The organism is Bacillus sp. Au-Bac7, assembly GCF_021341655.1.
Classification (GTDB): Bacteria; Bacillota; Bacilli; order Bacillales; family Cytobacillaceae; genus Niallia.
On record NZ_JAJTTG010000016.1, the window covers coordinates 37,009 to 63,886 of the forward strand.

Genomic DNA, 26,878 nt, shown 5'->3' on the forward strand with positions numbered 1-26,878 from the left:
GATATCCTCAATATGATTATATGAATAATAGATTTTTAAGAAACGGCAAATGCCCAGAGCTTTTGTCTTTCCTAACAAGATTATATATTGATGTTATTAATTTTTCGCTTTTTTTGCTGTGTTAAAAGCTTTATTGACTTGATGAAGCAGCACAGAGTCCTTCAGCAAACGATAACCTGTTGCAGCAAGTGCCTTTGCTCCTTTAGTAATGGCTTCATTGCCAATACTAGAACGAGCCGCTTCTCTGAATTCATTTGTGTGTGCAATCAAATCATCTGGCCCTATTTTAATATGTCCGTGAGCAGTCGGAACTTCATAACTGATGTTTCCAGCATCGGTTGAACCTTTGCCTGTTGATTTTTCCACAGAAACAACTTCGCCAACCGCTTCTAGCTCCGTTTTAAGAATATCATCTAATACAGAATTAATGACAAAATCCTTTACCTCATTTTGGAATCTTTCCACTTTTACAGTCGCACCTGTTGCTAATGCAGCGCCATCTGCAATGGCACGAACTTTCACGGCAACCTCTTCCGTTTTTTTCCACGATTCAGCGCGGATAAAGAAGCGTGCAGATGCATATTCAGGAATAATATTAGGAGCATCGCCGCCATGTGTAATAATTCCATGTATCCGCACATCAGAAGTTAGCTGCTGCCTTAATGCGTTAATGCCGGTGAATAACTGGATGACAGCATCAAGCGCATTAATGCCTTTTTCAGGTGAGCCTGCAGCATGTGCGGCTTTTCCGTAAAAATGAAAATCTAGAGGATCAACAGCAAGTGTTTCACTCGTCAAGGAAGTTTTCCCAGCAGGATGGAGCATTAAGGCAACATCGACATCCTTTAAATAGCCATGTTTCACAAAGCTGCCTTTAGCACTTCCATTTGGTCCGCCTTCTTCTGCCGGTGTTCCGAGAACAAGGACACGGCCGCCTGTTTCTGACAGTGTTTCGGCAAGTGCAATTCCTGCGGCAACACTAGTTGTTCCAATAATGTTATGACCGCAAGCATGGCCAAGACCTGGTAGTGCATCATATTCTGCAAGGAAAGCAACTGTCGGACCAGACACCCCACTGTCCTTTACTGCGTAAAAGGAAGTTTCATGGCCAGCCACTCCTGTGTCTACTGCAAAATCCGCCTCTTCCAATAAATTTACTAAGGTTTTACTTGCAAAAAACTCTTGATTGCCGATTTCCGGTCTTGAATGAATCGCTTGACTGGTTTCTACATAAAGATCCTTATTGCTGTCAACAGAATGATTAATCACGTCTAAGCCATTGTACACTTTGCCCATTTTATCTCCTCCTACAATCCTTTAAATTGTTTCACTAAGTCTTCTTTCGGTGTGTCGACTACAATGGAGCCGCCGTTTGTATCTGCTTCGACCGCTTTTATCACGTCTTCTTCATGATAAATCTCGACTATGCGCTGGAATGTTTCATTATCAGCATCTTCAGCACGTGCTGCAAACACATTTACATATGGAAGAACACTTTCGTCATCCGCATTTTCTAAATAAATTGGATCCTTGACCGGATCGAATCCAGCCTGGCCAGCTACACCGTTATTAATTACAGATGCTGCCACATCTGGTAAGACACGTGGAGTCTGTTGTGCCACAACTGGGTAAATATCAAGGTCTTTCGGATTTTCCACAATTTTAGTTGGGTCACCAAACAGTCCGAAGTCATCTGAAAGTTTGATTAATCCTGCAGATTCAAGCAGCTTTAATGCACGAGCCTGATTTGATGGATCATCAGGGATCGCAATCTTATCACCTTTTTTTAGTTCACTAACATCTTTAATTTTTTCAGAGTAAATTCCCATTGGAGCGATGACTGTAGCACCAATCGGTACTAAATCAGCATTATTTTCTTTTGCGAACTGGCTTAGGAAAGCAATATGCTGAAATGAGTTGATATCAATTTCCTTGTTAGCAAGCGCCTGGTTCGGAAGCGTATAATCTGAGAACTCAACTAGTTCTATTTCTATCCCTTCTTTTTCCGCCTTTTCTTTAACTAACGGCCATACCTCACCATCTGTGCCTGTTACCCCGATTTTTACTTTTACTGTTTTCGAATCTCCTGAAGCTGACTCATTTCCGCATGCTGCAAGTGCCCACACAGCAAGTAATACAACAAAAAGTTTCACTAATTTTTTCATGTTCTTTTCCCCTCTTCTTTTTTATTTATCTGCGCATAATTTTTCTAGATAATGTATTTCCAATCCATTGTGCAAGCTGAACGAGCAAAATCAGGATGATAACTGTTACCAGCATGACACTGCCATCAAATCTCTGATAGCCGTACGTCATGGCAACATATCCTAATCCCCCGCCGCCAACAGTTCCTGCCATAGCGGAAAAATCTATTAAACTGATGGTCACAAAGGTTAAACCGAGAATCAGCGGTCCTAACGCTTCTGGTATTAACACAGTGAAGATGATTTGCAGCGGGCTTGCACCCATTGCCTTCGCTGCCTCAATGACACCAGGATCAATGCTGATAAGATTGTTTTCAACTACCCTAGCTATACCGAATGCAGCGGCAATCGTCATCGGGAAAATTGCTGCCCATGTACCGATTGTTGTTCCTATTATTGTCCGAGTGAGCGGGCTTATTGCTACTAGGAAAATAATGAAAGGTATCGGTCTGATAATGTTAATGAGTATATTCAGCAACTGAAATACAAGCTTATTTTCAAGAATATTTCCTTTTCTTGTTACAAATAAAAGTAAACCTATCAAAATACCCAGAATTGAACCAAAAATCAAAGTCATAATGACCATTAGAATGGTTTCGCCTGTCGAATCTACAATTCGTGGCCAAAACGTCGTCCAATCGACCTTCATTCTATAATCACCTCCTCAATTGTGACAGTCTTCTCTAATTCGGAAACGACTGTATGTATAGCTGTTGCTTCCCCTTCGAAGGAAACTAGTAAATTGCCGAAAAACTTCTCTTGCAGTTCTTGAACAGAGCCATAAACAATATTGACATCCACATTGTTCTTACGTGATATTTGTGAAAGCAATGGTGTATTCGCTAGTTCTCCTTTGAAAATAACTCGATAAAGATTATTTCCGCCACTCTGTTTCCATTGCTGAAGCAGCGAATCAGACGGACGATCTTGTTGAACGGATTGGATAAACCGTTTTGTTGTCGGATGCTGTGGATTTGTAAACGTATCAAACACATTGCCAGTTTCGATGACCTCACCGTTTTCCATAACAGCAACCTTGTCACATATAGTTTGGATGACATTCATCTCATGTGTTATAAGTAAAATGGTGATTCCAAACTCTTTATTTACCTTTTTTAAAAGCCGTAGAATGTCTGCCGTCGTGTCAGGATCCAATGCCGAAGTAGCTTCATCACAGATTAAGATATCCGGCGAATTAGCAAGTGCCCTCGCAATGCCGACCCGCTGCTTCTGTCCACCTGAAAGCTGTTCCGGATAGTCATTCGCTTTATCTGTCAGCCCAACGAATCTTAACAGCTCATCGACTCTTTCCTTTATTTCCGCCTTTGGCTTGCCTGCCAACTTTAAAGGATAAGCAATGTTACCAGCTACTGTTCTAGAGGTAAACAAGTTAAAGTTTTGAAAAATCATGCCGATTCGTCTTCTTAGTTTGCGTATTTCTTTTGCACTGAAGCTTGATAAATCTTCCCCTTGAATTTTAATTGATCCATTAGACGGGCTTTCCAACTGATTTACAAGTCTCAGCAATGTGCTTTTGCCCGCACCGCTAAAACCAATGATTCCGAAAATTTCTCCTTTCTGAATAGTTAAGGAAACATCTTTAACTGCTTCCACTTTCCTTTTGCCTAATACAAATGTTTTCGCCACTTGACTGAATTCAATCAATCTATTCACTCTCCTTTGCATTAATCAACAACAAAAAGCCCTCTTTTTTCCTATATCCAGAAGAAAAAAGAGGGCTTTAATTATAAATCCTCATTCTCATCTTTCAAATGTGTTGTCACACATTTGCAGGAGTTAGCACGGTGTTTATTAAACCCGTTGCCGAAACGTCATAGGGCCTGATCCCTCGGTTTCTCTGGATAAGAAGTGGTATATTCGGTTTTTGTTAGTTAAGATGTGTTTTACTATATTGCTAATTTTAAATAATGTCAACCGGATTTTTATAAAAAGTTAGAGTGAACAGGCAAAACATATGTTGAGTTCTCTCCTAAATATCATTCAATAAATTTGTAAATTATCTATATTTAGCAGGTATCTTCGTCTATTAGACAGTTGTCAGAACTCCCTTGTTACCAAGGTGAAAAAGTTTTCAAAAATATTTTTTTGGGTATATAATTAGCAGCCGAGTCTTAAAAAATACCTCATACTGAAGTCTCTTTATTTGAATTAGTAAGGAGGCATTTGTGGGAGGTGATTTTTTGAGAAAGGCAGTTGGAATACAAAATCTAATTGCTTACCTGCAATCGGTGAGCTATCCCCTTTCTGAGGAAGATGTCAACGGATTAATCAAGGCCAGAACCATTCCCCATCAACGGCTTATAGGGGATACGATGCTATTTAATCTGGACCATATTGATGCTTGGATCAAACAACAAGAAGCAGACAATTAAACTATTTTTCTATATGTAATTGTGAAGAATCCCTGCTTTAGCAGGGATTCTTTATATTAACTAAATTCCTTGCTTTTAAAATTATCTTCAATTTCCTCCAAGGAAAGTCCCCTTGTCTCAGGCACAGCTTTAGCTACAAAAATCACACCTATAATGGCAAACAAGGCAAATAAGAAGAAGGTCGCAGAAAGTCCAATACCTGCAAGCAGTACAGGAAAGAACAATCCTACTAGAAAATTACAAAGCCATAAGAACAGCACTGCCAGCCCCATCCCTATTCCACGGAGCCGCATTGGGAAAATTTCCGCAAGGATAAGCCATACTAATGGGGCAATTGCACCTTGGAAAAACGCTAAATATAAGACTGTCATTGATAAAACGATGTATGGGAGCATTGCTGAACCCTCCAGGAAGTGTGCAGAAGTTCCAATGGAAATGAGAGCAACAGTAACGCCTATCAAGCCCGTAAGCAGCATGGGTCTTCTATTCACTTTGTTCAACAGCGACATGCCAACGATAACCGCAATCACAGCGATCAAGCCATTTGCGACATTGGCGATTAAAGCTGTTTTAGTGCCAAACCCAGCATTTTCAAGAATTTGGGTTCCGTAATACATGATAGAGTTGATGCCGACTAGCTGGGAAACTGATCCAAGCACAATTCCTATCCATACAATTCTTCGAATCCATGGAGTTCCTAAATCACGAAAACCCAGCTTTTTGTGCTTCTGTTCAGCAGAAAGATTTGCTTTTATCTCCTTCATTTCCTGCTCGGCAATGCTTTCTGTACGAATTCTGTTAAGGATTTTTAGCGCTTCTGCCCATCTGCCCCTTGAAGCCAGCCACCTAGGACTTTCAGGCAGGATGAGCACACCAATCCACAAGGCAACTGCGGGTAATGTCGCAATAACTAGCATATATCGCCATACATGCCCTGTATCTCCAAATATATTTCCAATTAGAGCATTAAATATATATGCTAAAAATTGACCTGTAACGATCATTAATTCATTTTGGGTAACGAGCATTCCACGTCTGTCAGAGGGAGCCATCTCAGCCAAGTAAGAGGGAATTACAACAGAAGACCCGCCGACTGCTAGCCCGAGCAGAAAACGGAAACCAACCATAACAGCTGTGTTTGGTGCGATAACACAGCCAGCTGCAGAAAAGAAAAACAGCACAGCAAGATATAAGATAATCCTGCGACGGCCCTTCGTATCTGCCAGGCGGCCGCCAAAAATGGACCCAAAGGCTGCTCCTAATACTAATGAGCTTGCTACAAGCCCTTCTGTAAAAGAAGATAAATTTAATTGATCCTTGTCTGCCATAAAGGGGAGTGCCCCGTTTATGACCCCTGTATCATATCCAAATAAAAGTCCTCCAAATGTAGACACAATTGTTATGCGCTTCAGAAATTTTTTCGGATCTTTTTGCTTGGGAGGCTTTGCTTGAACGATTTGTTCAGACATCTCTATATTTGTCATACTGATTACTCCTTTATACAATATTGGAATTACGGTTGAGAGGTTTATCTCCAAACTATATAAAGCGCTTACATTTATAACCTGCTGCTGATGATAGGGATTGTTGGGAAGCAGTCTGATTAACTGCTCCCCCCTGCCTAAGAACCCAATTAATGTGTGGACGAAAGCTTTTGTTGATTTTCATATTCTACCCAAACGGCACCGTTATTTGCAGAACGAACACAATTTTCAATCCAGCGAATGCCTGCAATACCAGCTTCAATATCCGGATACACTAGACTATTTAATATTTCTTCATCATTGCGGTTTTTCGCATCTATGGCAATTGCGAACTTCAAGTAAATATTTGCCCAGGATTCTGATAAGCCTTCCTGATGGAGTGCACCTAATCTCTCATCAGCATTGCAAGCGTCATCCAAGTAAGGCATTGCTCGAATTAAAGTCTGAATAGGTTCTCCTTGAACTTCATATCTCAATTCATTTGGTTTGCTGTCCCACCATTCTAAGCTTGCCTTCGTCCCTACTATCCGGATTCTGTGACCATCCATACAGCCGGCATTAATGGAGGATGTCCACAGCCTGCCAACTGCTCCGTTTTCGTACTGCATGAGTACAAAAGCATTATCCTCAAGTGGAGCACGGCTTTCAATAAAGCTTTGACGATCACAAAGCAGCCTTTTTATTTTCATGTCGGGCATAATCAACTGGGACATATAATACGTATGTGTGGATAAATCTCCTAAAACGAAGCTTGGTCCTGCTACCTTAGGATCAATACGCCATTTTTGAGCAGCACTCGTTTTATCTGATTTATCATTTGAATTAAAACCATGTGTATACTGCAAATCAACAACTCGAATATCACCGATTTTTCCTTGTTCAATCATTGCTCGCATCTGCAGCAGCATTTGATTTCCAGAGAAGCCATATGTCACCCCGACAATTTTGCCTGTTTTCTCTGCAAGTCTCTTAATCTCTTCACCCTCTGCTGATGAAAAAAACAACGGCTTTTCACAAATAACATGCAACCCTGCTTCGAGCGCAGCACGGCATATTTCATAATGTGTTCCATTTGGGGTGGCAATGGAAACAGCCTCAATTCCATCCTCTCGCATGGCTTCCTCTTCAAACATAGTTTTATAATCAGGATAGCAGCGATTTCCCGCCACCCCTAAATTTATGCCGAACTCCTTCCCTCTTGCTGGCTCAATATCAAAGGCGCCAGCGACCAATTCAAATGCCGTATTGTCCCTCAATGCACCTATTCTATGCTTATAACCAACCTGTCCAAGTCGGCCTCCTCCTACCATTGCCCAACGTATCGGTCTTGCTATTTTTTTCTCCCCATTTAACATTTTTAACCACTCCTTTATTTTGAATATTCAGATATAAATTGGTATGATTATTAAAAACTCAGCGTTTGCTGGAGAGCATCAATTGATGTTTTTATTCCAGCCTCTACGGACATCGTCAAATCTTCCATTTCTAAAGAAACTTCATCGTCATATCCCATCATCTTCACAACAGAGAAAAACTCTTTCCACCACTGCAAGTCTTGCCCGCAGCCGACAGCTACATAATTCCAAGCCCGATTGGCTACATCTGTTATTTCCTTTGTTTCCAAAATGCCATTAACAGCAGATAGATGTCTTTCGATTCGCACATCTTTGCCGTGAACATGATGTATCGCCACTCCTAGTTCTCGGGCAGCTAGAATTGGGTCTGCACCCATCCAGATAAGATGGCTAGGATCAAGATTTAAACCAACAATTGGACCAACTTCATTGCGGAGTTTAAATAATGTTTCAGGATTATAGACTAATTGTGAGCTGAAATTTTCAAGTGCAATTTTTTCAACACCACATGATTCTGCTTTTTTCACAAGCTCCTTCCAATAAGGAATCGCAACTTCATTCCACTGGTAATCTAGTATTTCTTTTAATACCGGCGGCCAGCTGACTGTATAGGTAATCCAATTAGGAACTTTATCTTCCGGACCTCCAGCAGGCAGGCCGCTCATCATAATGACCTTTTTAACTCCTAATAGCTCTGCCAATTCCATCGTTTTATCGGTGATTTCTCGATGCTGCTTTCCTAATTCGCCTGGATCCAAAGGGTTGCCAGAACAATTCAAGGCACATAGTTTTATATTGCGTTTCTCAAGATTATTCAAGAAGTGGTTTCTTTTTTGCTCACTTTCCAATAGTTCATTAAGATTTAAATGTGGTGCAGGAGACCAGCCCCCTGTCGTCATTTCAATAGTATCAATTCCAAGCTCAGCTACTTCATCAAGCATTGCCTCAAAGGATAAATGTGCCATACTGTCCGTTACATAAGATAATTTCATTGAATGCCTTCCTCCCTTTTTAAATTCATCCAAATTGAATACGTTTTCACTATTGTTCGCATTCATACATTAACACTGTGTTTACGTATGTAATTATAGTAAAGATTTAATGAATAGTATTTAAATTTTGAAGACATGTTTTTATACTTTTAAGACATCTTTCCACTCAGAAAAAATAATGACCTCCCTTTTCATGGAGGTCAAGTATCAGAATATGTTGTTGTATGTATATTGATAAACATTGATCTAAACCGCCCTGGTGAGGTTTGCATCATCGAGGTGAAAACTCTCGTAAAATATTGGACATTCATAAATCCTGTCTCTTCAGCAATTTCCTTTAATGATAAATTTGTCTTTTTTAACAGCATGCTCGCTTTCTTAATCCTTTCATCTTGCACATACTTCGAGAAGCTCATACCTAATTCAGAAACAAAAACCCTAGACAAGTGTCTTCCAGATATATGCAGATGCCTTGCTACTTCTGTCAGCTTTAAGCAATTAGATAAATTATCATGAATATACAGGCGTGCCTGTGTAAGAAGATCAGAATGCTGATCTGGCTCTTCTTTCTGACTGCTTTTATTCAAATCAGGAACAAAATCCTGAAGAATCGAAATGATAAGCGAACCGGCAATAGTAACTAGCATCTCTTCAAAGAATTCATGCTTATGCTTTGTAGCCTGAATAAGCAGAGATTTCCACAAATAGCCGGTCTCTGTATCACTATTATGTAAAAGCACCGGTGCGCATTTTTTAGCTGAATTCATTATATTAACCCAGCTTTCTGTCGACTCTGATTCCATTAGTTCAAAGGCTACATACAAGAGTGATAGCCCCTGCTCGCTTTTTATTTGATGTGGCACTTCTGGTCTTGATAAAAAGATGGTGTTACCTTGGAGCGGATAACTGCACTGTTCATCGATATAAAAGCCTTCTCCCTCGACAACAAAGCATACTTCGAAAAAAGAATGCTTATGCAGCTGATTATCATAATGCTTAGGCATAACTCCCCAATAATGAACATGAAAAGCAGCTCCACCCTGGTTTATACGATGAACATAATCATTTAGAGAAATTTTTCCGGATATATACTTATTTAAATCCACTAAATCACTCCTAAAAATAACCAAGTTAGTTTTTTCTAACATCTTTTCCTGATTATAAAAGAACACGCTTACAATAACAAGTTTGCTAGTTTAAGATTTCAGGATTTTTTACCTATTTTTGTTAATTTTCATCGTAATCGCTACTTTTTACTACTCAAATTAGAGTATAGTAGAAATAGGCGCACATGCTTTTCTCGCACAACAACGTGAATGACATGCTGTTAGCAGTTACAGATGCTAAACGGACATGATTATATAAAAACATTTGATCTATTTAAAGGAGGAGAAACTGCAAAATGATAAAAGAAGTAATCCCCATTAAAGAAATCACCAATTTCCAATCACGTACAGACGAATTTTTTCCGATTGCCTGGTACCAAAAAATGCTAAAGGAGCATCCTATTTTTTTTCATAAGGAAACCAATACATGGAATGTGTTTCAATATGAGCATGTCAAAGAAGTGTTAAGCAACCATGAGTATTTTTCCAGCGCCGGTACTAGAACAACGATTTTTGTTGGAGCCAAGAACGAAAGTAATTCCGATAAACCATCACCAATAAACATCACCAATCTTGATCCTCCGCAGCATAGAAAAAGCAGGTCGCTGTTAGCCTCTGCTTTTACTCCTCGGAGCTTAAAAGAATGGGAACCTAGAATCAGGCAGATTGCCGCAGAACTGGTTGATGATATAAAAGCGAACGATGTTGTTAATATTGTTGAAGCTCTAGCTGCCCCTTTCCCTAGTCTTGTTATCGCTGATTTATTTGGTGTGCCAGTTAACAATCGTGATCAGTTCAAAAAATGGGTGGATATTCTCTTCCAGCCGTACGACAGACAGCGGCTAACGGATATTGAACTCGAGAAGCAACAGGCTGCCAAGGAATACTTTCAATTCCTCTATCCGATTGTTGTTCAAAAACGGACAAATTTAACAAATGATATTATCTCCGACCTCATCCGTGCCGAAGTGGATGGAGACAGGTTTACTGATGAAGAAATTGTCCAAGCTACAATGGTGCTGTTAGGTGCAGGCGTTGAAACTACGAGTCATGCCATTGCTAATACCTTCTATTCATTGCTGTATGATGATGAAGCCTTATACGAAGAGCTGCGGAGCAATCTCGAGCTCGTCCCAAATGCAGTCGAGGAAATGCTCCGTTATCGGTTTCACTTGTCAAGAAGAGACAGGACTGTTAAACAGAATAACAATCTATTAGGTGTAGAGCTGAAAAAAGGGGATGTCGTGATTGCCTGGATGAGTGCATGCAATATGGATGAAAATATGTTCGAAAATCCCTTCACGCTAAATATTCACCGGTCAAACAACAAAAAACACCTTACCTTTGGCAATGGACCTCATTTCTGTTTAGGAGCACCGCTTGCCCGCCTGGAAATGAGAATTGTGCTAGAGACTTTTTTGCTTAAATTTTCCCGCATAGAACCGGTTGAAGGCTTTGACTTAGAAGCAAACTTAACCGCTTCTGCAACAGGTCAATCTTTGACTAATTTGCATATGCGGATTTTAGAATAATGAAAACATGAACAGCAGAAACATTTCTGCTGTTCATTTAGTTTTATGAGAGGATTAGGCAAACACTTGATAGTATTGGGCTAAAGACCTCACCTGCTTTATGCGATAATAATCCTATATCACATAAAGACAGGGAGGAAGAAGCAAATGGAGTATGTAAAGCTTGGTAATACAGGATTAGATGTATCTAGATTATGTCTTGGATGTATGGGGTTTGGTGATGCCAGCAAGTGGCTGCATCAATGGGTCTTAAATGAGGAGAACTCCCGCCCTGTTATTAAGAAGGCCCTTGATTTAGGAATTAATTTTTTTGATACAGCCAATGTATATTCACTTGGTTCCAGTGAAGAAATTCTTGGGCGCGCTTTAAAGGATTATGCTAATCGTGATGAGGTTGTTATCGCGACGAAAGTACACGGTCAAATGCACCAAGGACCTAATGGTTCTGGGTTATCTCGAAAAGCAATTATGAGTGAATTGGATAAAAGTTTGCAAAGATTAGAAACAGATTATGTGGATCTGTATATCATTCATCGTTGGGATTATCATACCCCTATTGAAGAAACGATGGAAGCTTTGCATGATGTTGTAAAGGCAGGAAAAGCAAGATATATTGGCGCGTCTGCCATGTTTGCCTGGCAGTTCCAAAAAGCATTGCATACAGCGGAAAAACATGGCTGGACTAAATTTGTGTCCATGCAAAACCATCTAAATCTTATTTACCGTGAAGAAGAACGAGAAATGCTGCCACTATGCAAGGAAGAAAAAATAGCGATTACTCCATACAGCCCGCTCGCCTCTGGAAGATTAACCCGTGACTTGTCTGTTACAACACATCGCTCAGAGACAGACCAGATTCAGAAGTCTAAATACGATGCTACATCGAGTGCAGACCGCTTAGTTATTGAGCGTGTCGCATCGTTGGCAGAAAAATATAGTGTTCCTCGCACTCACATTGCACTTGCATGGATATTGCAAAAAGAACAAGTGGCAGCACCTATTATCGGTGCTACAAAGCTGTCCCATCTTGAGGATGCTGCTGGTGCCTTGAATGTTAAACTAACTCCTGAAGACATCACCTTCCTTGAAGAGCCTTACGTTCCGCATGCAATAGTCGGCCACAGCTGATTTCTTCTCTGAAAAAATAAACAAGCCATTCTCTAATGCGGAGAATGGCTTGTTTCCATATTAAACTGTTTTTGCTAAAGGTTTAAGTTTACTTTCACTTCCTGCTCTTTTATGCAAGCTAAGCATCGCAATGAAGGAAATGCAGTAAAGCAGGGCCAAATATCCCATTGCCGCTGTAACGTTGGCATGCTGTAGTATATAACCTACTAGTATTGGAGATAATCCCCCTAAAGCTCTTCCGAAATTAAAAATTGTGTTTGTTGCTGTACTGCGTATTTCTACTGGATAATACTTGCTGATTAATGCGCCGTACCCTGCAAACATTCCATTCGAGAAGAAGCCTACAATCGCGCCGCCTACTAATAGACCGATACTGCCTGATGCAAAGGAGTAAAGAAATACCGCAATTGCCGAAGCGAATAAGAAGATTCCGTATGAGAGCTTCATGCCAAGACGATCAATAAATTGTCCAAATGTCAGCATCCCAGCAATCATTCCAGCTGCTGTGCTGATTGTCCAAAGGGCAGAGCTTGAAACAGAAAGTCCTTGAGATTGCTGCAGCATGGATGGCAGCCATATCATCAGACCGTTATATCCGGCAATTTGCACAGTTGCCATCACAGCTAATGCAATGGTTGTTGCAGTAATTCTAGGGCTAGCAAATAATTGCTTTAGTTTCCCTTCCTTTTTCACAGCTTGCTTTTTCTGTTGTGAAGCCAGCCATTCTGGTGATTCATCCAGCTTTTTGCGAACAATAAAGGCAAAGATTACTGGTGCCAAACCAACGAAGAACAACCCTCTCCATCCCCATGCAGGAAGAATCATCGCACTAAGCAAGGCTGCTAAAATAACACCGTACTGGGCACCTACACTTACATAAGAAGAAGCGCGCCCTTGTTTATTCTTTGGCCAAGCTTCCGCCACAAGTGCCATGCCAATACCATATTCTCCGCCTGCACCAAGACCTGCAATAAACCTAAAGATATATACTTGTTCAATATTCTGCGCCAGACCTGTTAATGCTGTCCCGATTGCAAATAGAAGAATAGTGTACGTAAAGACCCTGACTCTCCCGAATTTATCAGCCAATATGCCGAAGATAACTCCTCCAGCAAGCATACCTATGTTAGTAATTGAGGAAATTAGTCCGCCTGCAGCCATATCAATATGAAAATCTGCGATAATCATTGACATTGCAAAGGAAATAAACATAATATCCATGCCCTCTAATGTCAATCCGGCTACTGATGCGACTACTGTTTTTTTGCGATAATCCAATTTTGTCGTTCTCCTTTCAAGCCTCACAGGACTTAATTAAAGTATAGTTATAAAAAATACCCTTTCATCCAAAGGACAAAAGGGTAGTCATAGACATCATGAAAGAATATGTATGAGTTCACTTTTCGCCTTTTTGGACTCTCTGGACCAGATTAAAGGGATTTAATTTCAACTAATAGTATCATGCTCTAAAAATCTTGACAATCATTTTTTATGATTTCTATTATTTAAAGACAGTTACTCCCACATATATACCTGCTAAAAATATCGTTGTGATGAATATAAAATGCAGTAAAATCCAAGCCCATGCACCATATCGCAAGGACTCAGCATTCAATGGTTTTCTTTTTTCTGATGGTACGATCTTTCCGCCTAATAACTCAAATAACAAATAATTTATCCACCAAAGCGTATAACTGTCCCACAAATCCCATTCCGCTTCAAATTTAAAGATAACAGAGTTTTTTAAGATAACTTCCCCAACTAAACCTAAGTGGATAATTCCCCAATAAAAAGGTATTTTCCAAATCCATAGTTTTGGACTATACCTTATTGCAAATAAAGCAATCAATGGAAAAAGTGTGGAAACGAGCAGCACTGGAGTTATCGAATAATCTTCAAGCAAATAGTTAAAAAAAGTATAAAATCCTATATACGTTAAAGAAAAGCATAACAAGTTCCCTGTAACTGCACTAATTAAATAAATAAGACCGTATCGCTTCCAGTCAAATCGGATAATTGCCAAACACCCTGCAGCGGATAATAAAATAACAGCTAACAATATATATTTCTGGAAATTCATTATGAACACCATCACATTCTGACCAAGACTCTTTATATTTATATAGTGTTATTATTTCCGTTTTACTAAGATTTCATAAAGCGATAATGGAATTTTTCCAAATAATGAAATTTAATTCCACAGCCTTCAACTGATGGTAGTTTATGTATAATATAAAAAGAATGCTGATAAAAGAAGACTGCAATCGCTGCAGTCTAATAGGAGGAAGTTCCATGATAAAAAAATATGGGGAACATACAATAAAACAAAGGGAAAATACAGTTGAAATATATACAGACCCACGAATGGTACTGAGAGTTAAAAAGGCTAATAAAGATTCAAGGCAAATTACCATTGAACTTCATAGCAGTCTTAATGGACGATTAAGTTATGACTTACCGCCAGCATTACTAAAAAAAGTACTTTCTGAAATAGAATAAAATAGACTGCACTTAATCTTGATAATTGTCTTCAGCCTATTAGGCAGTAGATATCTCCTGTCCTGTTACAACAGGATGATTAGTTTTTTGATGCAGTGGTTAATGCGCCGAGCCGCTTTTTCTCTGTTCACGCACAGTCTCCCCCCTACCGCTCCAACCAATCTCATAACTTTAGCGACAAGCTGAAGGCAGCAAAATATGCTGCCTTTTCCACTTTTATTCTGTACTCTTCCCTTTAACCTGCTTGAGTGTTGCAACAATTAAAAAGCTTACTATCACTAATAACAGCCATGAGCTTACCTTGCCAAGATGAACAAGGCTCCATGCTTCTCTTTGATTTGGATATTGCCAAGCTCCAAAGAAAGTGGCAATATTTTCGGCTATCCATATAAAAAAACCAATCAGTACAAAGGACAGTGATAGTGGCATGCGGTAACGAATTCCATCCACCACGTAGACTACCCATGATTTCCAAAAAACAATTAAAACTAATCCAGATAACCACCAACGCAGATCGATCCAATAATGATGGGTGAAAAAATTTAAGTAAATCGCAAATGCGAGTGGAACCACTGCCCAAAATGGCGGCCATTTAATAAGCTCCACCTTAAGCCTTCTCCAGGCCTGACACAGAAAACTCGCTACACTTGCATACATAAAGCCGCTGTATAACGGAACTCCAAAAATCTTAGAATATCCTTCTTCAGGATAAGACCACGAGCCCATATGCACCTTAAACAGTTCAAGGGCAAGACCGATAATATGGAATAAGGTTATAACCTTTAGCTCATCCTTTGTTTCCATTCCAGACCGTACCATCATCCACTGCATAAACAGGCAGATTAACAGCAGCCAGTCATACCTTGGCAGAAAGGGAAGCGGAAAATATTGTGTAACTGCCAAGGAGGCAAAGATAACGACTGGAAACAAGCATGACAGAGCCTGCTCCCAACCAAAAAGTAGCAATTGCTTCAACGCTGATCTTTGTCTCCATTTTTCAATTGTTACATTCATGAGCAGCCTCCTGCTAAAAATTATTATCTACTCTGTATCTTCATCACTTTTGTATTCTAAAATGTCTCCAGGCTGACAATCTAATGCCTTACAAATCCCCTCTAACGTTGACAATCGAATCGCTTTCGCTTTTCCATTTTTCAATATAGACAGGTTAGCCATCGTTATTCCAACCTTCTCTGAAAGTTCGGTAACACTCATTTTCCTTTTTGCTAGCATTACATCAATATTTATAATAATCGCCATTTTTTTCACCTCAGACCGTTAGATCATTTTCTGATTTTATCTCGATAGCTTCTTGAAGAAGCCTTTGCAGAACAGCGGCGAAGACCGCAATGATCAAAGAGGCAAATATAATAACTAAGCCAATAATTATTATTCCTGGTGCGTCGTCAGCATCTGCAACGAAATAAAAGAGCGGCAATCCTAGTACAAATAAGCCACTTATTGTAATGGCACAAAATTTAATTACCTTTAAGGATTTCACTGATATTTTTGAGAAGGCTTTGTTTTTATCAATATAAGTTAATAATTTAAATGCCTCGTATAGAGCGATATAAAAAGGAATTGCCGAAACATAAAAAAAGGCGATAACAAGAAATTTTATAAAGGAAATATCCGGCAGCAGCTCTTCAGCAAATCTCCCGATAGCTGGAACCGCAAAGATACATAAAGCAAGAATTGGAAGTCCAATAAAAATTACAGCTATTTTTAAAAACAGCGTTGACACTTTGTTCACCAAAAAACACCTCACTAATTAATGTGTTTTTAATTTACCACAATATTTATCGTTTTACAATAAAATAATATTGTTTTTTAATTTATTATTATTGATAAACAACCATTTCATTTCAATAAAAAGAGCATTCCTCTTAAATAAGGAATGCTCTGTAGATTATCTCTTTAGTAATGGAACAATTTCTTTAAGACGAAAAAAATAGGAGTCTGTTAAACTTGAAAACTTTGTGCGATTCTTCATAGTTTCCAAGTTTGCTGTTTTAATTTTGGTCCTATATTGAATGGCTTCTTCACAAAAGATCCTCTGGCTGTTTATATGCCTTTCTCCATTGGTTCTTGGCACATATTTATACTTGCCATTGCGATCTTGCTCGCGAGCCTTGCAATTGTCTTGAAGCATCAGAAGCAGGCATTCATGGATTCTCTCTTTTAAATGATTCTCTAAAATTGGGAATAGTATCTCTACTCGGTTTTCCATATTGCGCGTCATCCAATCAGCTGATGACAAATATACCTTTTCATTCCCATTTTGATGGAAATAAAAAATTCTCGTATGTTCGAGAAATTCTCCTACGATACTTCGAACCTTAATATTTTCACTGACTCCTTCAATACCGGGACGCAGGCAGCATACTCCTCTTATGATGAGGTCAATTTTTACACCAGCAATCGATGCTTCATACAATTTCTTAATAATTATTTTATCTGTTAAAGAGTTCATTTTTGCAATAATTCTGCCATTTTGATATTCATTATGATAGGCAATTTCTCTGTCAATCAGCTCAATGAACGTATCCCGAATACCATAAGGTGAAACAGATAAATGATGATAAGATGGCTTTTCCATATATCCGCTTAAATAATTAAAGAAATTGATGGCATCAATGCCTATTTTATCATTGCTTGTCAGAAGCCCCATATCAGTATAAATTCTGGCTGTGGCATCATTATAATTTCCTGTTCCCAAATGAACATAACGTTGAATTTTACCTTTTTCCCTGCGGATAACAAGAGTTATCTTACTGTGGGTTTTTAAATGCGTCATTCCATATATAACATGACAGCCGGCTTGTTCTAATTCCTTAGCCCACTGAACATTGTTTTCCTCATCAAAACGGGCCTTGAGCTCCACTAGGACAGTTACTTGTTTTCCATTTTCCGCTGCTCGTTTAAGACTTTCAATAATCGGCGAATCTCCACTGACACGGTATAAGGTTTGCTTTATTGCCAATACATTCTTATCATCTGCTGCCTGTGACATAAACTCCACAACTGGTTCGAAAGACTCATAAGGATGATGCAGTAAAACATCATGGTCAGCAATCTTTTCAAACATGTCTCCTTCTCCTTCTAAATCAACAGAAGGCTGAGGAATAAAGGTTCTTGCTGTTAAATGTTCATGAGTGGCTGCGACTTTCTTATAAAATGAAAATAAGAACGTCAAGTCTAAAGGAGCTTGGACAACATAAACATCCTTTGAATGTATCTCAAGCACTTTTCTAAGATAATCTATAACCCCTTGATTGCTTTGAGACATTTGGTATTCTAGACGGACAGCAGCTCCCCGTTTTCGTTTTTTCAGCTCTTCTTCAATTTCCAGTAATAAATCTTCTGCTTCGTCCTCATGTATAGTTAAGTCTGCATTTCGGGTAATTCGAAAGGAAGTGACAGATTCCACTTTATAGCCTGTAAACAATTTATAAATAAAACGGGAAATCACTTCTTCCAAAAGGACAAACTTTCTTTGCTTTCCTTTTTGCGTTATTTCAACTAAGCGGTCCATAACAGCCGGAACTTGCACAATCACTAAGTTGCCGTTCAGCTCCTGCTCCTTCCGCTTTTCCAGCGACTTCTCTTCAATTATTACTGCTAGATTTAGAGATTTATTTAACAGCATTGGAAATGGACGATAAGCGTCAATCGCCATTGGCGTCAGAACAGGGTACACTTGTTCATCAAAAAAATCCTCCAGAATATCCAATTCCTGTGGTGCAGCATGATCAATTGTAATGATGCTCACCTGTTCATTGTCTAAAATTCTTGATAAATCTCGATATACTTCATCTTGTTTTTTTACTAGTAAATGGGCTTTTTGAGAAATAGCACATAGCTGTTCTTTTGGGGTAAGTCCCGCCTTATTTTCGGGTTTGTTAAACCCAGCCTTTACTTGATCGATCAGTCCTGCGACACGCACCATGAAAAACTCATCCAGATTTGAACTAAAAATCGATAAAAATTTATATCTTTCCAATAAAGCATTCTGGTCATCCACAGCTTCTTCCAGCACTCGGCTGTTAAAATCCAGCCAGCTCAACTCTCGATTATTGTAATAGGAAGGTTTATCTAAATTAGTGGTGCTCCATTGCTCATGATGAGTTTGCATTTTTACATCCCCTTAACAATTATTGCTAATATTCTATAATTAGAATACCACGAATATTCAGATGAATATCAGGTTACTTTGTAAAATTTTTGTAAATATTTGTAGATATATGCAAGATTTCCAGAATGTAAGATTATTATCGGATTCTTAGGGGTACAATGGATAGGCGTACTTTACAAAAGCTTAATATTTTTTCTTTACATTTTCTTATAAGATATACATATTAACAATTACAAAGGGAGGATTCGATAATTGAAAGATAACTCAATTGCCATCATTGATCTCGGCTCAAATTCCATTCAATTTGCTATCTATCAAATTGAAAACAACTTAGTAAAAACGGAAGAAGCAAAGCGCGTCAAAGTGGCTGCACGTCTCATCAGCTACGTAAATAGTCAAGGTAACATTACACGAGAAGGAATAGACTTTACCTTGCAAATTTTAAAAGAGTTTAAGAAACATGGCGAGGAAAGTGGAGTGAACCGAATTATTGGTTTTGCGACAGCTGTCATCCGCAATGCAGCCAACAAAGAGGATGTCTTAGCAGAGATTCAACAGGAAACAGGTATACCTTTTTCGATTCTAAGCGGCTATGAAGAGGCGTATTTTGGATTTCTTGGCATCATTCAAGCAACAGATTTGCAAGATGGCATTACCATTGATATTGGCGGCGGAAGCACCGAAATTACTCTGTTCCGAAACCGCCAAATGGTCGAATACCACAGCTTCCCTTTTGGCGCAGTCAACTTAAACGACCAATTCACAAAAGGTGAAAATGTGACAGCACAGCAAACGGAGCGGCTTCAAGCGTATCTTGTCGAACAGCTTCAAACTCTCCCATGGTTGTCCAAAGCAGGACTTCCTGTTATCGGGATTGGCGGAAGTGCTAAAAATTTATCACGCATACATAAAGCTAAATGCAAGAAAAATTCATTAAATATGTCCATACAGGATATTCATCTTGTATATGAAGAGTTATCCTCATTAAGTGTAACAGAGCGTGCCAATATTAAGGGACTATCCAAGAAGAGAAAAGATATAATCATACCAGCAGTGCAGATTATCTCTATCTTAATGGAGATGACACAATCTCCTTATTTCCTATACTGTACGCAATCTGTACGTGACGGATTTATTTATAACCTGCTTGAAAAAACTAATAATGCCTCTTAGAAAAAAAACCACCGGACACTAGCCCGGTGGTTTTCTACTATTGTTTGTTCAATGGAAGGTCGAACAAGACATGCTGAAATTAGGAACTATATTCATTATAAACGGAAAAGACTACTGATTGTTTTAAGATTTTGTAAATTCTTGTAAACACTTCTCCATTAACATAGTTTATCAAACTATAAAAATAGCCGATATAAGCAAGAGATTGACCTAATAACATTTGTATACTAGGAGGAAAAAGTGGAGTCTGAAACATCTGAACAACAATTGGAAGAAACAAACGGAAAACAAACAAAAGCATACCTCTATAAAACTGTATGGAGATGGCATTTTTATGCCGGCTTAATCTTTGCTCCCTTTTTAATTATATTGGCAGTAACTGGATCTGTTTACTTATTTAAACCTCAAATTGAACAAATACTGTATCAAGACTTAAATGAGGTAACCATTAAAACGGAGAGAATACCTGCTTCTGAACAGCTAAATATTGTAAAAAACCACTATACCGGAGCAGAGGTTACAAGCTATCGGCCTGGAGAAAAAAAAACGCGTTCCAGTGAAGTCAGCATAACTTATCAAAAAGAATCACTGACCATATTTGTTGATCCGTATACAGGTAAGATACTCGGAGAATTAAACAGTAATGATCGAGTTATGGACTTAATCGAAAAAATTCATGGCGAATTGATGGCTGGAACTCTAGGTGACAGAATTGTCGAACTAGCAGCATGCTGGACTATAGTGTTAATAGTAACTGGAATATACTTATGGTTCCCGCAAAAAAAATTAAGAATTGCTGGCACTTTTATACCTCGATTAACTAAAGGACGAAAGACTTTTAGAAGAGATTTACATGCCGTCCCTGCTGTCTGGATTACAGGCGGACTTGTTTTGTTGATTTTGACTGGATTGCCTTGGTCCGGATTTTGGGGAACTAATTTTCAAGCTTTAGTTACCAATACAGGAGAAGGTTATCCTCCCTCTGTGTGGATTGGCGATGCTCCTGCATCAAATATAAAGACAAAGGACATTGCAGAGGTTCCTTGGGCAGCTGAAAATTTAGAAGTACCAGAGTCAAATATGGAAGGCTTTATTCCCGTATCCATTGATGATATAGTAGCCACTGCAAATCGGGAAGGCATGCATCCAAGTTATTCTGTTATTTTCCCAGCTTCTAAGGAAGGTGTCTATACGCTGTCTGCTTTTCCACCGAAAGCAAAAGACGAAGCAACCATTCATATCGACCAATATTCTGGTGCAGTGTTAGCTGATTACCGCTATGATAACTACGGTCTTCTTGGAAAGATAATAGCTGTTGGTATTACTTTGCACAAAGGAACAGAATTAGGTTTCATTAACCAGCTCATTAGTTTACTTATCTGCCTTGGCACTCTTTTTGTAGCCTTCTCCGGTGTCTATATGTGGTGGAAGCGTAAGCCAAACAAAGGCCTTGGAGCTCCAAAGGCACCAAGTATAAAGAATATGAAAATCCTGCTTATCATTCTTATCGTGTTAGGTATTTTATTTCCATTAGTCGGCCTATCACTTATCGTTGTTGGGCTTATTGACTGGTTGTTGATTCAAAGGATAGCTAGTGTGAAAAGGTTATTAAATGCATAAATAATAATTCTGAAAAAAGAGCTGCACAGCTCTTTTTTCTTTTTACCTTTGTTCCAATAACAATACTAACTACCTAATTAATAAACTTAAAAAAGATTGATTTACAGAAATATTGTCCATATAATAGGAAAATACAATTGATAATGATTTTCATTATTACTAATTAAGTAAAGGCTGACTTACTATTATGTTCCTAAAAAATAAGATTACTAGGTTTCATCATTTGTGGAGATTAGTTCTTTTCCTTGCCTTTATAGCTGGGCTGCTCGGCACTTTAATAGCAGCCGTGTCATTCGGAGCAAAAGACATTACCTTCCATACGGTTTGGACAACACTCTTCCACTATGATGCTTCGCTGACTGAGCAGCAAATCATTTATGAACTGCGGCTGCCGAGAGTGATTGGAGCTGCAATTGTCGGTGCAGCCTTTGCTGTTGCCGGAGCACTGATGCAGGGTGTAACCCGCAACCCTCTTGCTGATGCAGGAATACTCGGCATCAATGCTGGAGCGATGTTTATTGTAACTCTATGCTTTGCCTTTTTTCCAACAATCTCTTACTCCTTATTGATGGTTTTTTCCTTTATTGGAGCTGCTCTTTGCACACTGTTAATTTTTATGATGGGTGCGTCTGTGCCTGGCGGCTTGACACCGATGCGATTAACCGTATCTGGAGCGGTAATTGCTGCACTATTGCACTCTTTAAGTGCAGGTATCGCCATTTATTACGACTTAAGCCAGGACCTTGCTTTTTGGTACGCTGGCGGAGTCGCTGGTGTTAAATGGGAGCATTTAAGGGTGCTTGTTCCAGTTATTCTGATTACAATTTTCTGGGCAATAAGCATGGGACGCTCTATTTCGCTTATTGCGATAGGAAAAGAAACAGCTGTGAATCTCGGCATTAAGGTGAATCGGATTAAAGTGTTTTCCATCATTGCTGCCGTCATTTTAGCTGGGGTATCCGTTTCTGCTGTAGGTTCCATCGGATTTATCGGACTTGTTATTCCCCATATTGCCCGCAAGCTTGTAGGCACGGATTATAGATTAATCATTCCGATGTCAGGTATTTTAGGGGCTATCCTGTTAATGCTCGCCGATTTAGGGACACGGACTGTAAATCCTCCCCGTGAATTGGCAATTGGGATTTTAGTAGCTGCAGTAGGTGTTCCTTTCTTTCTTTATACAGCACGTAAAGTTGGGAGGGATTTATAGATGAAAACAGATTTGCGCAGCACAAAAACCATTTCAGTTGCTCTAGTGTTAATCATCATAAATATCATTGTCATCATAATCAGTTTAAACACAGGCTCACTGCGAATTGCGCCAACAGAAGTTCTTCAAACTTTGTTTGGATTTGGGGATTACAAAAATACACTAGTACTGTTTGAATACCGCCTTCCTCGTATCATCATTACAATTCTTGCCGGCATCGGCCTTGGTGTTTCTGGAGCTATTCTGCAGGGTGTTTCAAGAAATCCACTTGCAGATCCCGGCATTTTAGGATTACATGCAGGTGCTTCATTCGGTCTTATTTTGTTTGTTACCTATTTTCATTCTTTAAATGATAAAGCGGCATTGCTCATTCCATTATTCACTTTTTCAGGAGGTTTACTGGCAGCTGTTATTATCATTTTGCTTACATATGACCGCTATAAAGGGATCTTGCCAATTCGTCTTATACTTGTCGGGATTGCTATTTCTGCCTGCTTTAATGCGATCACCTTGTTCCTGTCACTCCGTCTTGATGAAGATACATACACTTTCGCTTCAAGATGGCTAGTGGGTAATGTATGGGGAAGAGACTGGATACATGTTATTGCACTTTTACCATGGATAGTGACATTAACCCCTCTCGGTTGGCTGCAAGCACGAAAGCTAGATGCCTTGTCTTTAGGAGACAATACAGCTGTTGGGCTCGGTGTTTCTGTTTTACGCTCCCGTCTGTACATGCTAGCTATTGCTGTTGCTCTTTCAAGTGCCAGTGTTGCTATGGTTGGAGGAATTGGTTTTATCGGCTTTGTCGCGCCCCATCTCGCACGCCGGTTAGTAGGGCCAAGACATCAGCATTTCCTCCCAGTCGCAGGGCTGCTTGGAATGGTCATACTCGTCTTGTCAGATACGGTTGGGCGTTCCATTTTTCAACCTAATCCAATTCCAGCTGGAATTGTCGTCGCAGCGATAGGTGGACCTTATTTTCTTTATTTATTAACAAAAACAAAGTAAAACAAGAAAAAGGAGAACAAGATGAAAAAGAAACTAGCTATGTTATTTACAGCAATGCTTTTATTAATTCTCGCAGCATGTGGACAATCAGCTTCAAATGATAGTAGCGAAAAAAAAGAGACCGAGGAACCGAAAATCGCTTCCCTCTCTATCCATTTAACAAATGATTTGCTCGCATTAGGAATAACTCCAGTCGGCTCTGTTGTCGGCGGTGAGTTAAATGATTTCCTTCCACATGTTAAAAATCAATTGAAGGATACAAAAAAGCTTGGTCCAGCAAAAGACCCTGATATGGAAGCTTTAATTGCTTTAGATTCATCTGTCATCTATATCGATGAAGGAATTTCAGGTGAGGATATTTCGAAATATGAAGACATTGCTCCAACAGTAAGCTTTAACCTTGATGAAGGAACATGGCGCGATCATTTAAATAAAATTGGTAAACTCGTCGATCGAGAACAGGAAGCAGAAGATTTCATCGCAGACTATGAGAGCCTCACAAATGAAGTTAAAACGTTAGCTTCAGATGAACTTGGCGAAAACAGTAAAGTAATGGCTATCCGAGTAACAGCCAAGGAGCTTCGTGTATTTACGACAAAACGCCCACTTGGCCCAATGCTATTCGAAGATTTAGGATTTAAGCCAGCTGCTGGCATCGAAGAATTAGATTCCACACAGCCATATGAAGTTATATCCCAGGAAGTCTTGCCTGACTTTGATGCAGATGCGATTTTTGTAGTAGTAAACAGTGATGATGAAGCACAAACTGGCTTCAAGCAATTAGAAGAATCTGCAATCTATCAAGGTTTAAAAGCGGTTAAAAACAAACATGTCTATGTTGTTTCTGATCAGCCTTGGCTTGATTACTCCGCCCTTGGCAACAAGCTGGCGATGGAGGAAGCGAAAGAGTTGTTTTCAAAATAAACATTAAAAAGGCTCTCCACGGCGAATATCACACTGGAGAGCCTTTTTTGTATTTACTTATACATTTTCAAATCCACAGAACCTCTCGCCTCTTCCATCTCTTTTTCCAAAAGCTGTTTATCCAGCAATTTAAAGAAAGGCATATAAATAAGGAATCCGACAAGAAGCAATACAATCTGCAGGACCATTCCACTAATGCCGGAAACTAAGTATCCGCTGATAAATAATGGTGTAGTCCATGGAATGATAACACCGCTTGTTGCAGATACAAGGCCTGTGCTCATGGCAGTAAATGAAATGACAGCAGAGATTGGAGTCATTATCAGCCAAGGAATAAACATTATTGGGTTTAACACGATCGACAATCCGAAGATGATCGGTTCATTGATATTAAAGATACTAGCAGGCAATGCAAGCAATCCGAGTGTCTTTAAATGCTTTGATTTCGAGAACAATGTCATGCAAAGTGCCAATGCAATCGTAGAACCAGAACCTCCCATTTGCAGATAGATTTCCTTGAACTGCTTTGTAATGATATGAGGCAAATCTTGCCCCTGCTGGAAAGCATTTAAGTTCTCTGCAGATAAGCCGAGCCAAATCGGGTCCATAATAGCGTTTACAATTGCATTGCCATGAAGACCGAAGAACCAAAGAAGCTGACCGATTATCTCAGCTATAATAATGGAAATTAGACTATCACCTAAACCTAACAATGGCATCTGTACAATATGGTAAATAAATTGGTGGATATCCTTATATGGCGTAAAGCTAAAGCCAATTTGAACAGCAAGAACGATTGCTGCAATCAATCCAACAGGAATTAATGAGGAGAATGACCTGATTACTCCAGGCGGCACTCCTTCAGGCATTTTTGGTCCGATACCAAATTCATAAAATTTCTTATATAATCTAGTCGACACTAGCGCAATTAGAATCGACACGAACATCCCTTTCGTTCCAAGCCACTCTAATCCAAAGCTTCCGTCTGTCACAGTTGTTAAAATAATAAATGACATAACAGAGGACATGATTGGGAAAATAGGTTCCATATCCAGCTGTTTTGCATATTGATAAGCAACATTTATAAGTGTAAAAAGGCCAATAATACCAAATGTAGCATCCGTTACTTTCGTTAATGTGGACTGAAACTTTTCGCCGAAAATGCCAATCATCCATTCACTGTATCCTGGAATAGGCAAATAGGCAACCAAGAGAAATAAGGAGCCGATAATTAAAAATGGCATGATTGTGATCATCGAATCCTTTATTGCATTTAAAGGCTTATTGCTGCTTATTCTCGTTGCTAATGGTACTAGTTTACTTTCTAGTTTAGATAGTAAATTATTCATCATAATCCCCCCTCGGTAAGTTTCTCTCCTGCAATGATGACCATAGTCTTTCAACCAGCTCGTGAATAAGAATCATTAATGGCAGCTGGTTTTCTCTATCTACCGTTTTAGATGCAGACTTAATATCAAGATTATGAAATAAACCATAATCAGCAATTCTTGCTAGCGAAGAATTCTTTTTCGTAATCGCAAAGATTGGAACCTTATTAGTGACCTTTAGCAAATGCTGTGTCAGCAGATGATTTTCACCTGTATTGCTTATGGCAATAATGATTGATCTATTAGGAATCGTTTCCGAAACTTGTTTAAATTCATATTCATCTTCCACAATTCTTGTAAAGTAGCCTAAATTAGTCAGCTGCCTCGACAGAAAACTTGCAGCAATTGTACTTGCTTGTGTTGCATACAATATCACTATTTTCGTCTGTTCAAAGATATCAATGTTTCCAGGTGTGAAATCATTGTCAAACTCTTTTAAAAGCTGTTCAACCATCTGCAAGGTAGGATTCAGCTCCTTCATTTTTTCTTGTTTACTCTTAATCAAAAAATGCTTATATTCTACGATTCCAGTAAAACCTAGTTTTTTGCACACCCTAAAAATAGTCGGTTTACTGACAAACATCTCTTTAGCTAACGTATCTGCCGAAAGCTTAATCACCTTGTCAGGATTCTTAAGCATAAATTCATAGGCTTGCTTTTCAATTTCACTAAACTCTGCTAAGTTCACTCTGATAGACAAAGTTAATCATTCCTTTAAGAAGGT

Annotated in this window: 25 protein-coding genes and 1 riboswitch; of the genes, 9 read left to right on the forward strand and 16 right to left on the reverse strand. The window is 39.1% G+C overall.

Going from position 1 to position 26,878, the window contains the following annotated elements; all coding sequences use genetic code 11:
* Positions 1-96 precede the first annotated feature (96 nt).
* The 4 genes from LXM54_RS23915 to LXM54_RS23930 are packed head-to-tail and all read right to left on the reverse strand — an operon-like array spanning position 97 to position 3,869.
* Complete coding sequence (locus LXM54_RS23915) at positions 97-1,296, reverse strand: M20 family metallopeptidase (RefSeq protein WP_233318189.1); 1,200 nt, start codon at positions 1,294-1,296, stop codon at positions 97-99.
* Positions 1,297-1,307: 11 nt separating this feature from the next.
* Positions 1,308-2,165, reverse strand: a complete 858-nt coding sequence (locus tag LXM54_RS23920) for a MetQ/NlpA family ABC transporter substrate-binding protein (protein WP_233318190.1) — start codon at positions 2,163-2,165, stop codon at positions 1,308-1,310.
* 25 nt (positions 2,166-2,190) lie between these two features.
* Positions 2,191-2,853, reverse strand: coding sequence for a methionine ABC transporter permease (locus LXM54_RS23925; protein ID WP_233318192.1), 663 nt, complete (start codon positions 2,851-2,853; stop codon positions 2,191-2,193).
* Positions 2,850-3,869, reverse strand: coding sequence for a methionine ABC transporter ATP-binding protein (locus LXM54_RS23930; RefSeq protein ID WP_233318194.1), 1,020 nt, complete (start codon positions 3,867-3,869; stop codon positions 2,850-2,852). Before LXM54_RS23930 ends, LXM54_RS23925 begins: the two co-directional genes overlap by 4 nt.
* A 93-nt stretch (positions 3,870-3,962) precedes the next feature.
* Positions 3,963-4,073, reverse strand: a riboswitch (SAM riboswitch).
* 332 nt (positions 4,074-4,405) lie between these two features.
* Here LXM54_RS23930 and LXM54_RS23935 point away from each other — a divergent pair.
* Complete coding sequence (locus LXM54_RS23935) at positions 4,406-4,597, forward strand: hypothetical protein (protein WP_233318195.1); 192 nt, start codon at positions 4,406-4,408, stop codon at positions 4,595-4,597.
* 56 nt (positions 4,598-4,653) lie between these two features.
* On the opposite strand, the gene LXM54_RS23940 is transcribed toward LXM54_RS23935, so the two are convergent.
* The 4 genes from LXM54_RS23940 to LXM54_RS23955 form a co-directional block, all read right to left on the reverse strand.
* Positions 4,654-6,081 carry a sugar porter family MFS transporter gene (locus LXM54_RS23940; RefSeq protein ID WP_267913476.1) on the reverse strand — a complete coding sequence of 476 codons (1,428 nt, stop codon included), beginning with the start codon at positions 6,079-6,081 and terminating at the stop codon, positions 4,654-4,656.
* A gap of 149 nt (positions 6,082-6,230) precedes the next feature.
* Entirely contained in the window at positions 6,231-7,436 is a 1,206-nt protein-coding gene (locus LXM54_RS23945; RefSeq protein WP_233318197.1) for a Gfo/Idh/MocA family protein, read from the reverse strand.
* 50 nt (positions 7,437-7,486) lie between these two features.
* A complete protein-coding gene (locus LXM54_RS23950) occupies positions 7,487-8,428 on the reverse strand; it encodes a sugar phosphate isomerase/epimerase family protein (RefSeq protein WP_233318200.1) in 942 nt (313 codons plus the stop codon).
* Between the two features lie 200 nt (positions 8,429-8,628).
* Positions 8,629-9,534 carry an AraC family transcriptional regulator gene (locus tag LXM54_RS23955; RefSeq protein ID WP_233318203.1) on the reverse strand — a complete coding sequence of 302 codons (906 nt, stop codon included), beginning with the start codon at positions 9,532-9,534 and terminating at the stop codon, positions 8,629-8,631.
* Positions 9,535-9,830: 296 nt separating this feature from the next.
* Here LXM54_RS23955 and LXM54_RS23960 point away from each other — a divergent pair, with 296 nt between their 5' ends.
* Both LXM54_RS23960 and LXM54_RS23965 read left to right on the forward strand, forming a co-directional pair.
* Positions 9,831-11,066, forward strand: coding sequence for a cytochrome P450 (locus LXM54_RS23960; protein ID WP_233318204.1), 1,236 nt, complete (start codon positions 9,831-9,833; stop codon positions 11,064-11,066).
* 147 nt (positions 11,067-11,213) lie between these two features.
* Positions 11,214-12,194 carry an aldo/keto reductase gene (locus LXM54_RS23965; RefSeq protein ID WP_233318207.1) on the forward strand — a complete coding sequence of 327 codons (981 nt, stop codon included), beginning with the start codon at positions 11,214-11,216 and terminating at the stop codon, positions 12,192-12,194.
* 60 nt (positions 12,195-12,254) lie between these two features.
* On the opposite strand, the gene LXM54_RS23970 is transcribed toward LXM54_RS23965, so the two are convergent.
* Positions 12,255-13,472, reverse strand: a complete 1,218-nt coding sequence (locus LXM54_RS23970; RefSeq protein WP_233318208.1) for an MFS transporter — start codon at positions 13,470-13,472, stop codon at positions 12,255-12,257.
* Positions 13,473-13,695: 223 nt separating this feature from the next.
* Positions 13,696-14,274 (reverse strand): CBO0543 family protein, encoded by a 579-nt coding sequence (locus LXM54_RS23975; protein ID WP_233318210.1) that lies wholly within the window; start codon positions 14,272-14,274, stop codon positions 13,696-13,698.
* A gap of 212 nt (positions 14,275-14,486) precedes the next feature.
* On the opposite strand from LXM54_RS23975, the gene LXM54_RS23980 reads away from it, so the two are divergent.
* The gene (locus tag LXM54_RS23980; RefSeq protein ID WP_233318212.1) at positions 14,487-14,693 is read left to right on the forward strand and encodes a hypothetical protein; all 207 of its coding nucleotides are present in this window, start codon (positions 14,487-14,489) and stop codon (positions 14,691-14,693) included.
* 216 nt (positions 14,694-14,909) lie between these two features.
* Here the strand turns inward: LXM54_RS23980 and LXM54_RS23985 are convergent, their stop codons facing one another.
* The 4 genes from LXM54_RS23985 to LXM54_RS24000 form a co-directional block, all read right to left on the reverse strand.
* Positions 14,910-15,707 carry a DUF817 domain-containing protein gene (locus LXM54_RS23985; protein WP_233318215.1) on the reverse strand — a complete coding sequence of 266 codons (798 nt, stop codon included), beginning with the start codon at positions 15,705-15,707 and terminating at the stop codon, positions 14,910-14,912.
* 27 nt (positions 15,708-15,734) lie between these two features.
* Positions 15,735-15,953 (reverse strand): helix-turn-helix domain-containing protein, encoded by a 219-nt coding sequence (locus LXM54_RS23990; RefSeq protein ID WP_233318218.1) that lies wholly within the window; start codon positions 15,951-15,953, stop codon positions 15,735-15,737.
* A gap of 10 nt (positions 15,954-15,963) precedes the next feature.
* Positions 15,964-16,446 carry a DUF2975 domain-containing protein gene (locus LXM54_RS23995; protein WP_233318220.1) on the reverse strand — a complete coding sequence of 161 codons (483 nt, stop codon included), beginning with the start codon at positions 16,444-16,446 and terminating at the stop codon, positions 15,964-15,966.
* A 156-nt stretch (positions 16,447-16,602) separates the two neighbouring features.
* Positions 16,603-18,828, reverse strand: a complete 2,226-nt coding sequence (locus tag LXM54_RS24000; RefSeq protein ID WP_233318223.1) for an RNA degradosome polyphosphate kinase — start codon at positions 18,826-18,828, stop codon at positions 16,603-16,605.
* Between the two features lie 252 nt (positions 18,829-19,080).
* On the opposite strand from LXM54_RS24000, the gene LXM54_RS24005 reads away from it, so the two are divergent.
* The 5 genes from LXM54_RS24005 to LXM54_RS24025 all read left to right on the forward strand — a co-directional run bounded on the left by LXM54_RS24005 (position 19,081) and on the right by LXM54_RS24025 (position 24,766).
* Positions 19,081-20,001, forward strand: a complete 921-nt coding sequence (locus LXM54_RS24005) for a Ppx/GppA phosphatase family protein (RefSeq protein WP_233318225.1) — start codon at positions 19,081-19,083, stop codon at positions 19,999-20,001.
* A 240-nt stretch (positions 20,002-20,241) separates the two neighbouring features.
* Positions 20,242-21,621, forward strand: a complete 1,380-nt coding sequence (locus LXM54_RS24010) for a PepSY-associated TM helix domain-containing protein (RefSeq protein WP_442780539.1) — start codon at positions 20,242-20,244, stop codon at positions 21,619-21,621.
* A gap of 187 nt (positions 21,622-21,808) precedes the next feature.
* The gene (locus LXM54_RS24015; protein ID WP_233318226.1) at positions 21,809-22,831 is read left to right on the forward strand and encodes a FecCD family ABC transporter permease; all 1,023 of its coding nucleotides are present in this window, start codon (positions 21,809-21,811) and stop codon (positions 22,829-22,831) included.
* Positions 22,832-23,842, forward strand: coding sequence for a FecCD family ABC transporter permease (locus tag LXM54_RS24020; protein WP_233318228.1), 1,011 nt, complete (start codon positions 22,832-22,834; stop codon positions 23,840-23,842).
* Between the two features lie 21 nt (positions 23,843-23,863).
* Positions 23,864-24,766, forward strand: coding sequence for an ABC transporter substrate-binding protein (locus tag LXM54_RS24025; RefSeq protein WP_233318230.1), 903 nt, complete (start codon positions 23,864-23,866; stop codon positions 24,764-24,766).
* 53 nt (positions 24,767-24,819) lie between these two features.
* Here the strand turns inward: LXM54_RS24025 and LXM54_RS24030 are convergent, their stop codons facing one another.
* Together LXM54_RS24030 and LXM54_RS24035 are read right to left on the reverse strand one after the other, a co-directional pair.
* On the reverse strand, positions 24,820-26,118 hold the full coding sequence (locus LXM54_RS24030) for a PTS sugar transporter subunit IIC (protein WP_233318232.1): 1,299 nt from the start codon (positions 26,116-26,118) through the stop codon (positions 24,820-24,822).
* Positions 26,108-26,854, reverse strand: coding sequence for a MurR/RpiR family transcriptional regulator (locus tag LXM54_RS24035; protein ID WP_233318234.1), 747 nt, complete (start codon positions 26,852-26,854; stop codon positions 26,108-26,110). The genes LXM54_RS24030 and LXM54_RS24035 overlap by 11 nt, the downstream gene beginning before the upstream one ends.
* Positions 26,855-26,878: the final 24 nt, after the last annotated feature.

Bases quoted from the DNA above. Each gene is read 5' to 3' on its own strand.
- LXM54_RS23915 (WP_233318189.1), bottom strand. From the start codon at position 1,296: ATGGGCAAAGTGTACAATGGCTTAGACGTGATTAATCATTCTGTTGAC.
- LXM54_RS23920 (WP_233318190.1), bottom strand. From the start codon at position 2,165: ATGAAAAAATTAGTGAAACTTTTTGTTGTATTACTTGCTGTGTGGGCA.
- LXM54_RS23925 (WP_233318192.1), bottom strand. From the start codon at position 2,853: ATGAAGGTCGATTGGACGACGTTTTGGCCACGAATTGTAGATTCGACA.
- LXM54_RS23940 (WP_267913476.1), bottom strand. From the start codon at position 6,081: ATGACAAATATAGAGATGTCTGAACAAATCGTTCAAGCAAAGCCTCCC.
- LXM54_RS23945 (WP_233318197.1), bottom strand. From the start codon at position 7,436: ATGTTAAATGGGGAGAAAAAAATAGCAAGACCGATACGTTGGGCAATG.
- LXM54_RS23950 (WP_233318200.1), bottom strand. From the start codon at position 8,428: ATGAAATTATCTTATGTAACGGACAGTATGGCACATTTATCCTTTGAG.
- LXM54_RS23960 (WP_233318204.1), top strand. From the start codon at position 9,831: ATGATAAAAGAAGTAATCCCCATTAAAGAAATCACCAATTTCCAATCA.
- LXM54_RS23965 (WP_233318207.1), top strand. From the start codon at position 11,214: ATGGAGTATGTAAAGCTTGGTAATACAGGATTAGATGTATCTAGATTA.
- LXM54_RS23975 (WP_233318210.1), bottom strand. From the start codon at position 14,274: ATGAATTTCCAGAAATATATATTGTTAGCTGTTATTTTATTATCCGCT.
- LXM54_RS23980 (WP_233318212.1), top strand. From the start codon at position 14,487: ATGATAAAAAAATATGGGGAACATACAATAAAACAAAGGGAAAATACA.
- LXM54_RS23985 (WP_233318215.1), bottom strand. From the start codon at position 15,707: ATGAATGTAACAATTGAAAAATGGAGACAAAGATCAGCGTTGAAGCAA.
- LXM54_RS23990 (WP_233318218.1), bottom strand. From the start codon at position 15,953: ATGGCGATTATTATAAATATTGATGTAATGCTAGCAAAAAGGAAAATG.
- LXM54_RS24000 (WP_233318223.1), bottom strand. From the start codon at position 18,828: ATGCAAACTCATCATGAGCAATGGAGCACCACTAATTTAGATAAACCT.
- LXM54_RS24015 (WP_233318226.1), top strand. From the start codon at position 21,809: ATGTTCCTAAAAAATAAGATTACTAGGTTTCATCATTTGTGGAGATTA.
- LXM54_RS24020 (WP_233318228.1), top strand. From the start codon at position 22,832: ATGAAAACAGATTTGCGCAGCACAAAAACCATTTCAGTTGCTCTAGTG.
- LXM54_RS24025 (WP_233318230.1), top strand. From the start codon at position 23,864: ATGAAAAAGAAACTAGCTATGTTATTTACAGCAATGCTTTTATTAATT.
- LXM54_RS24030 (WP_233318232.1), bottom strand. From the start codon at position 26,118: ATGATGAATAATTTACTATCTAAACTAGAAAGTAAACTAGTACCATTA.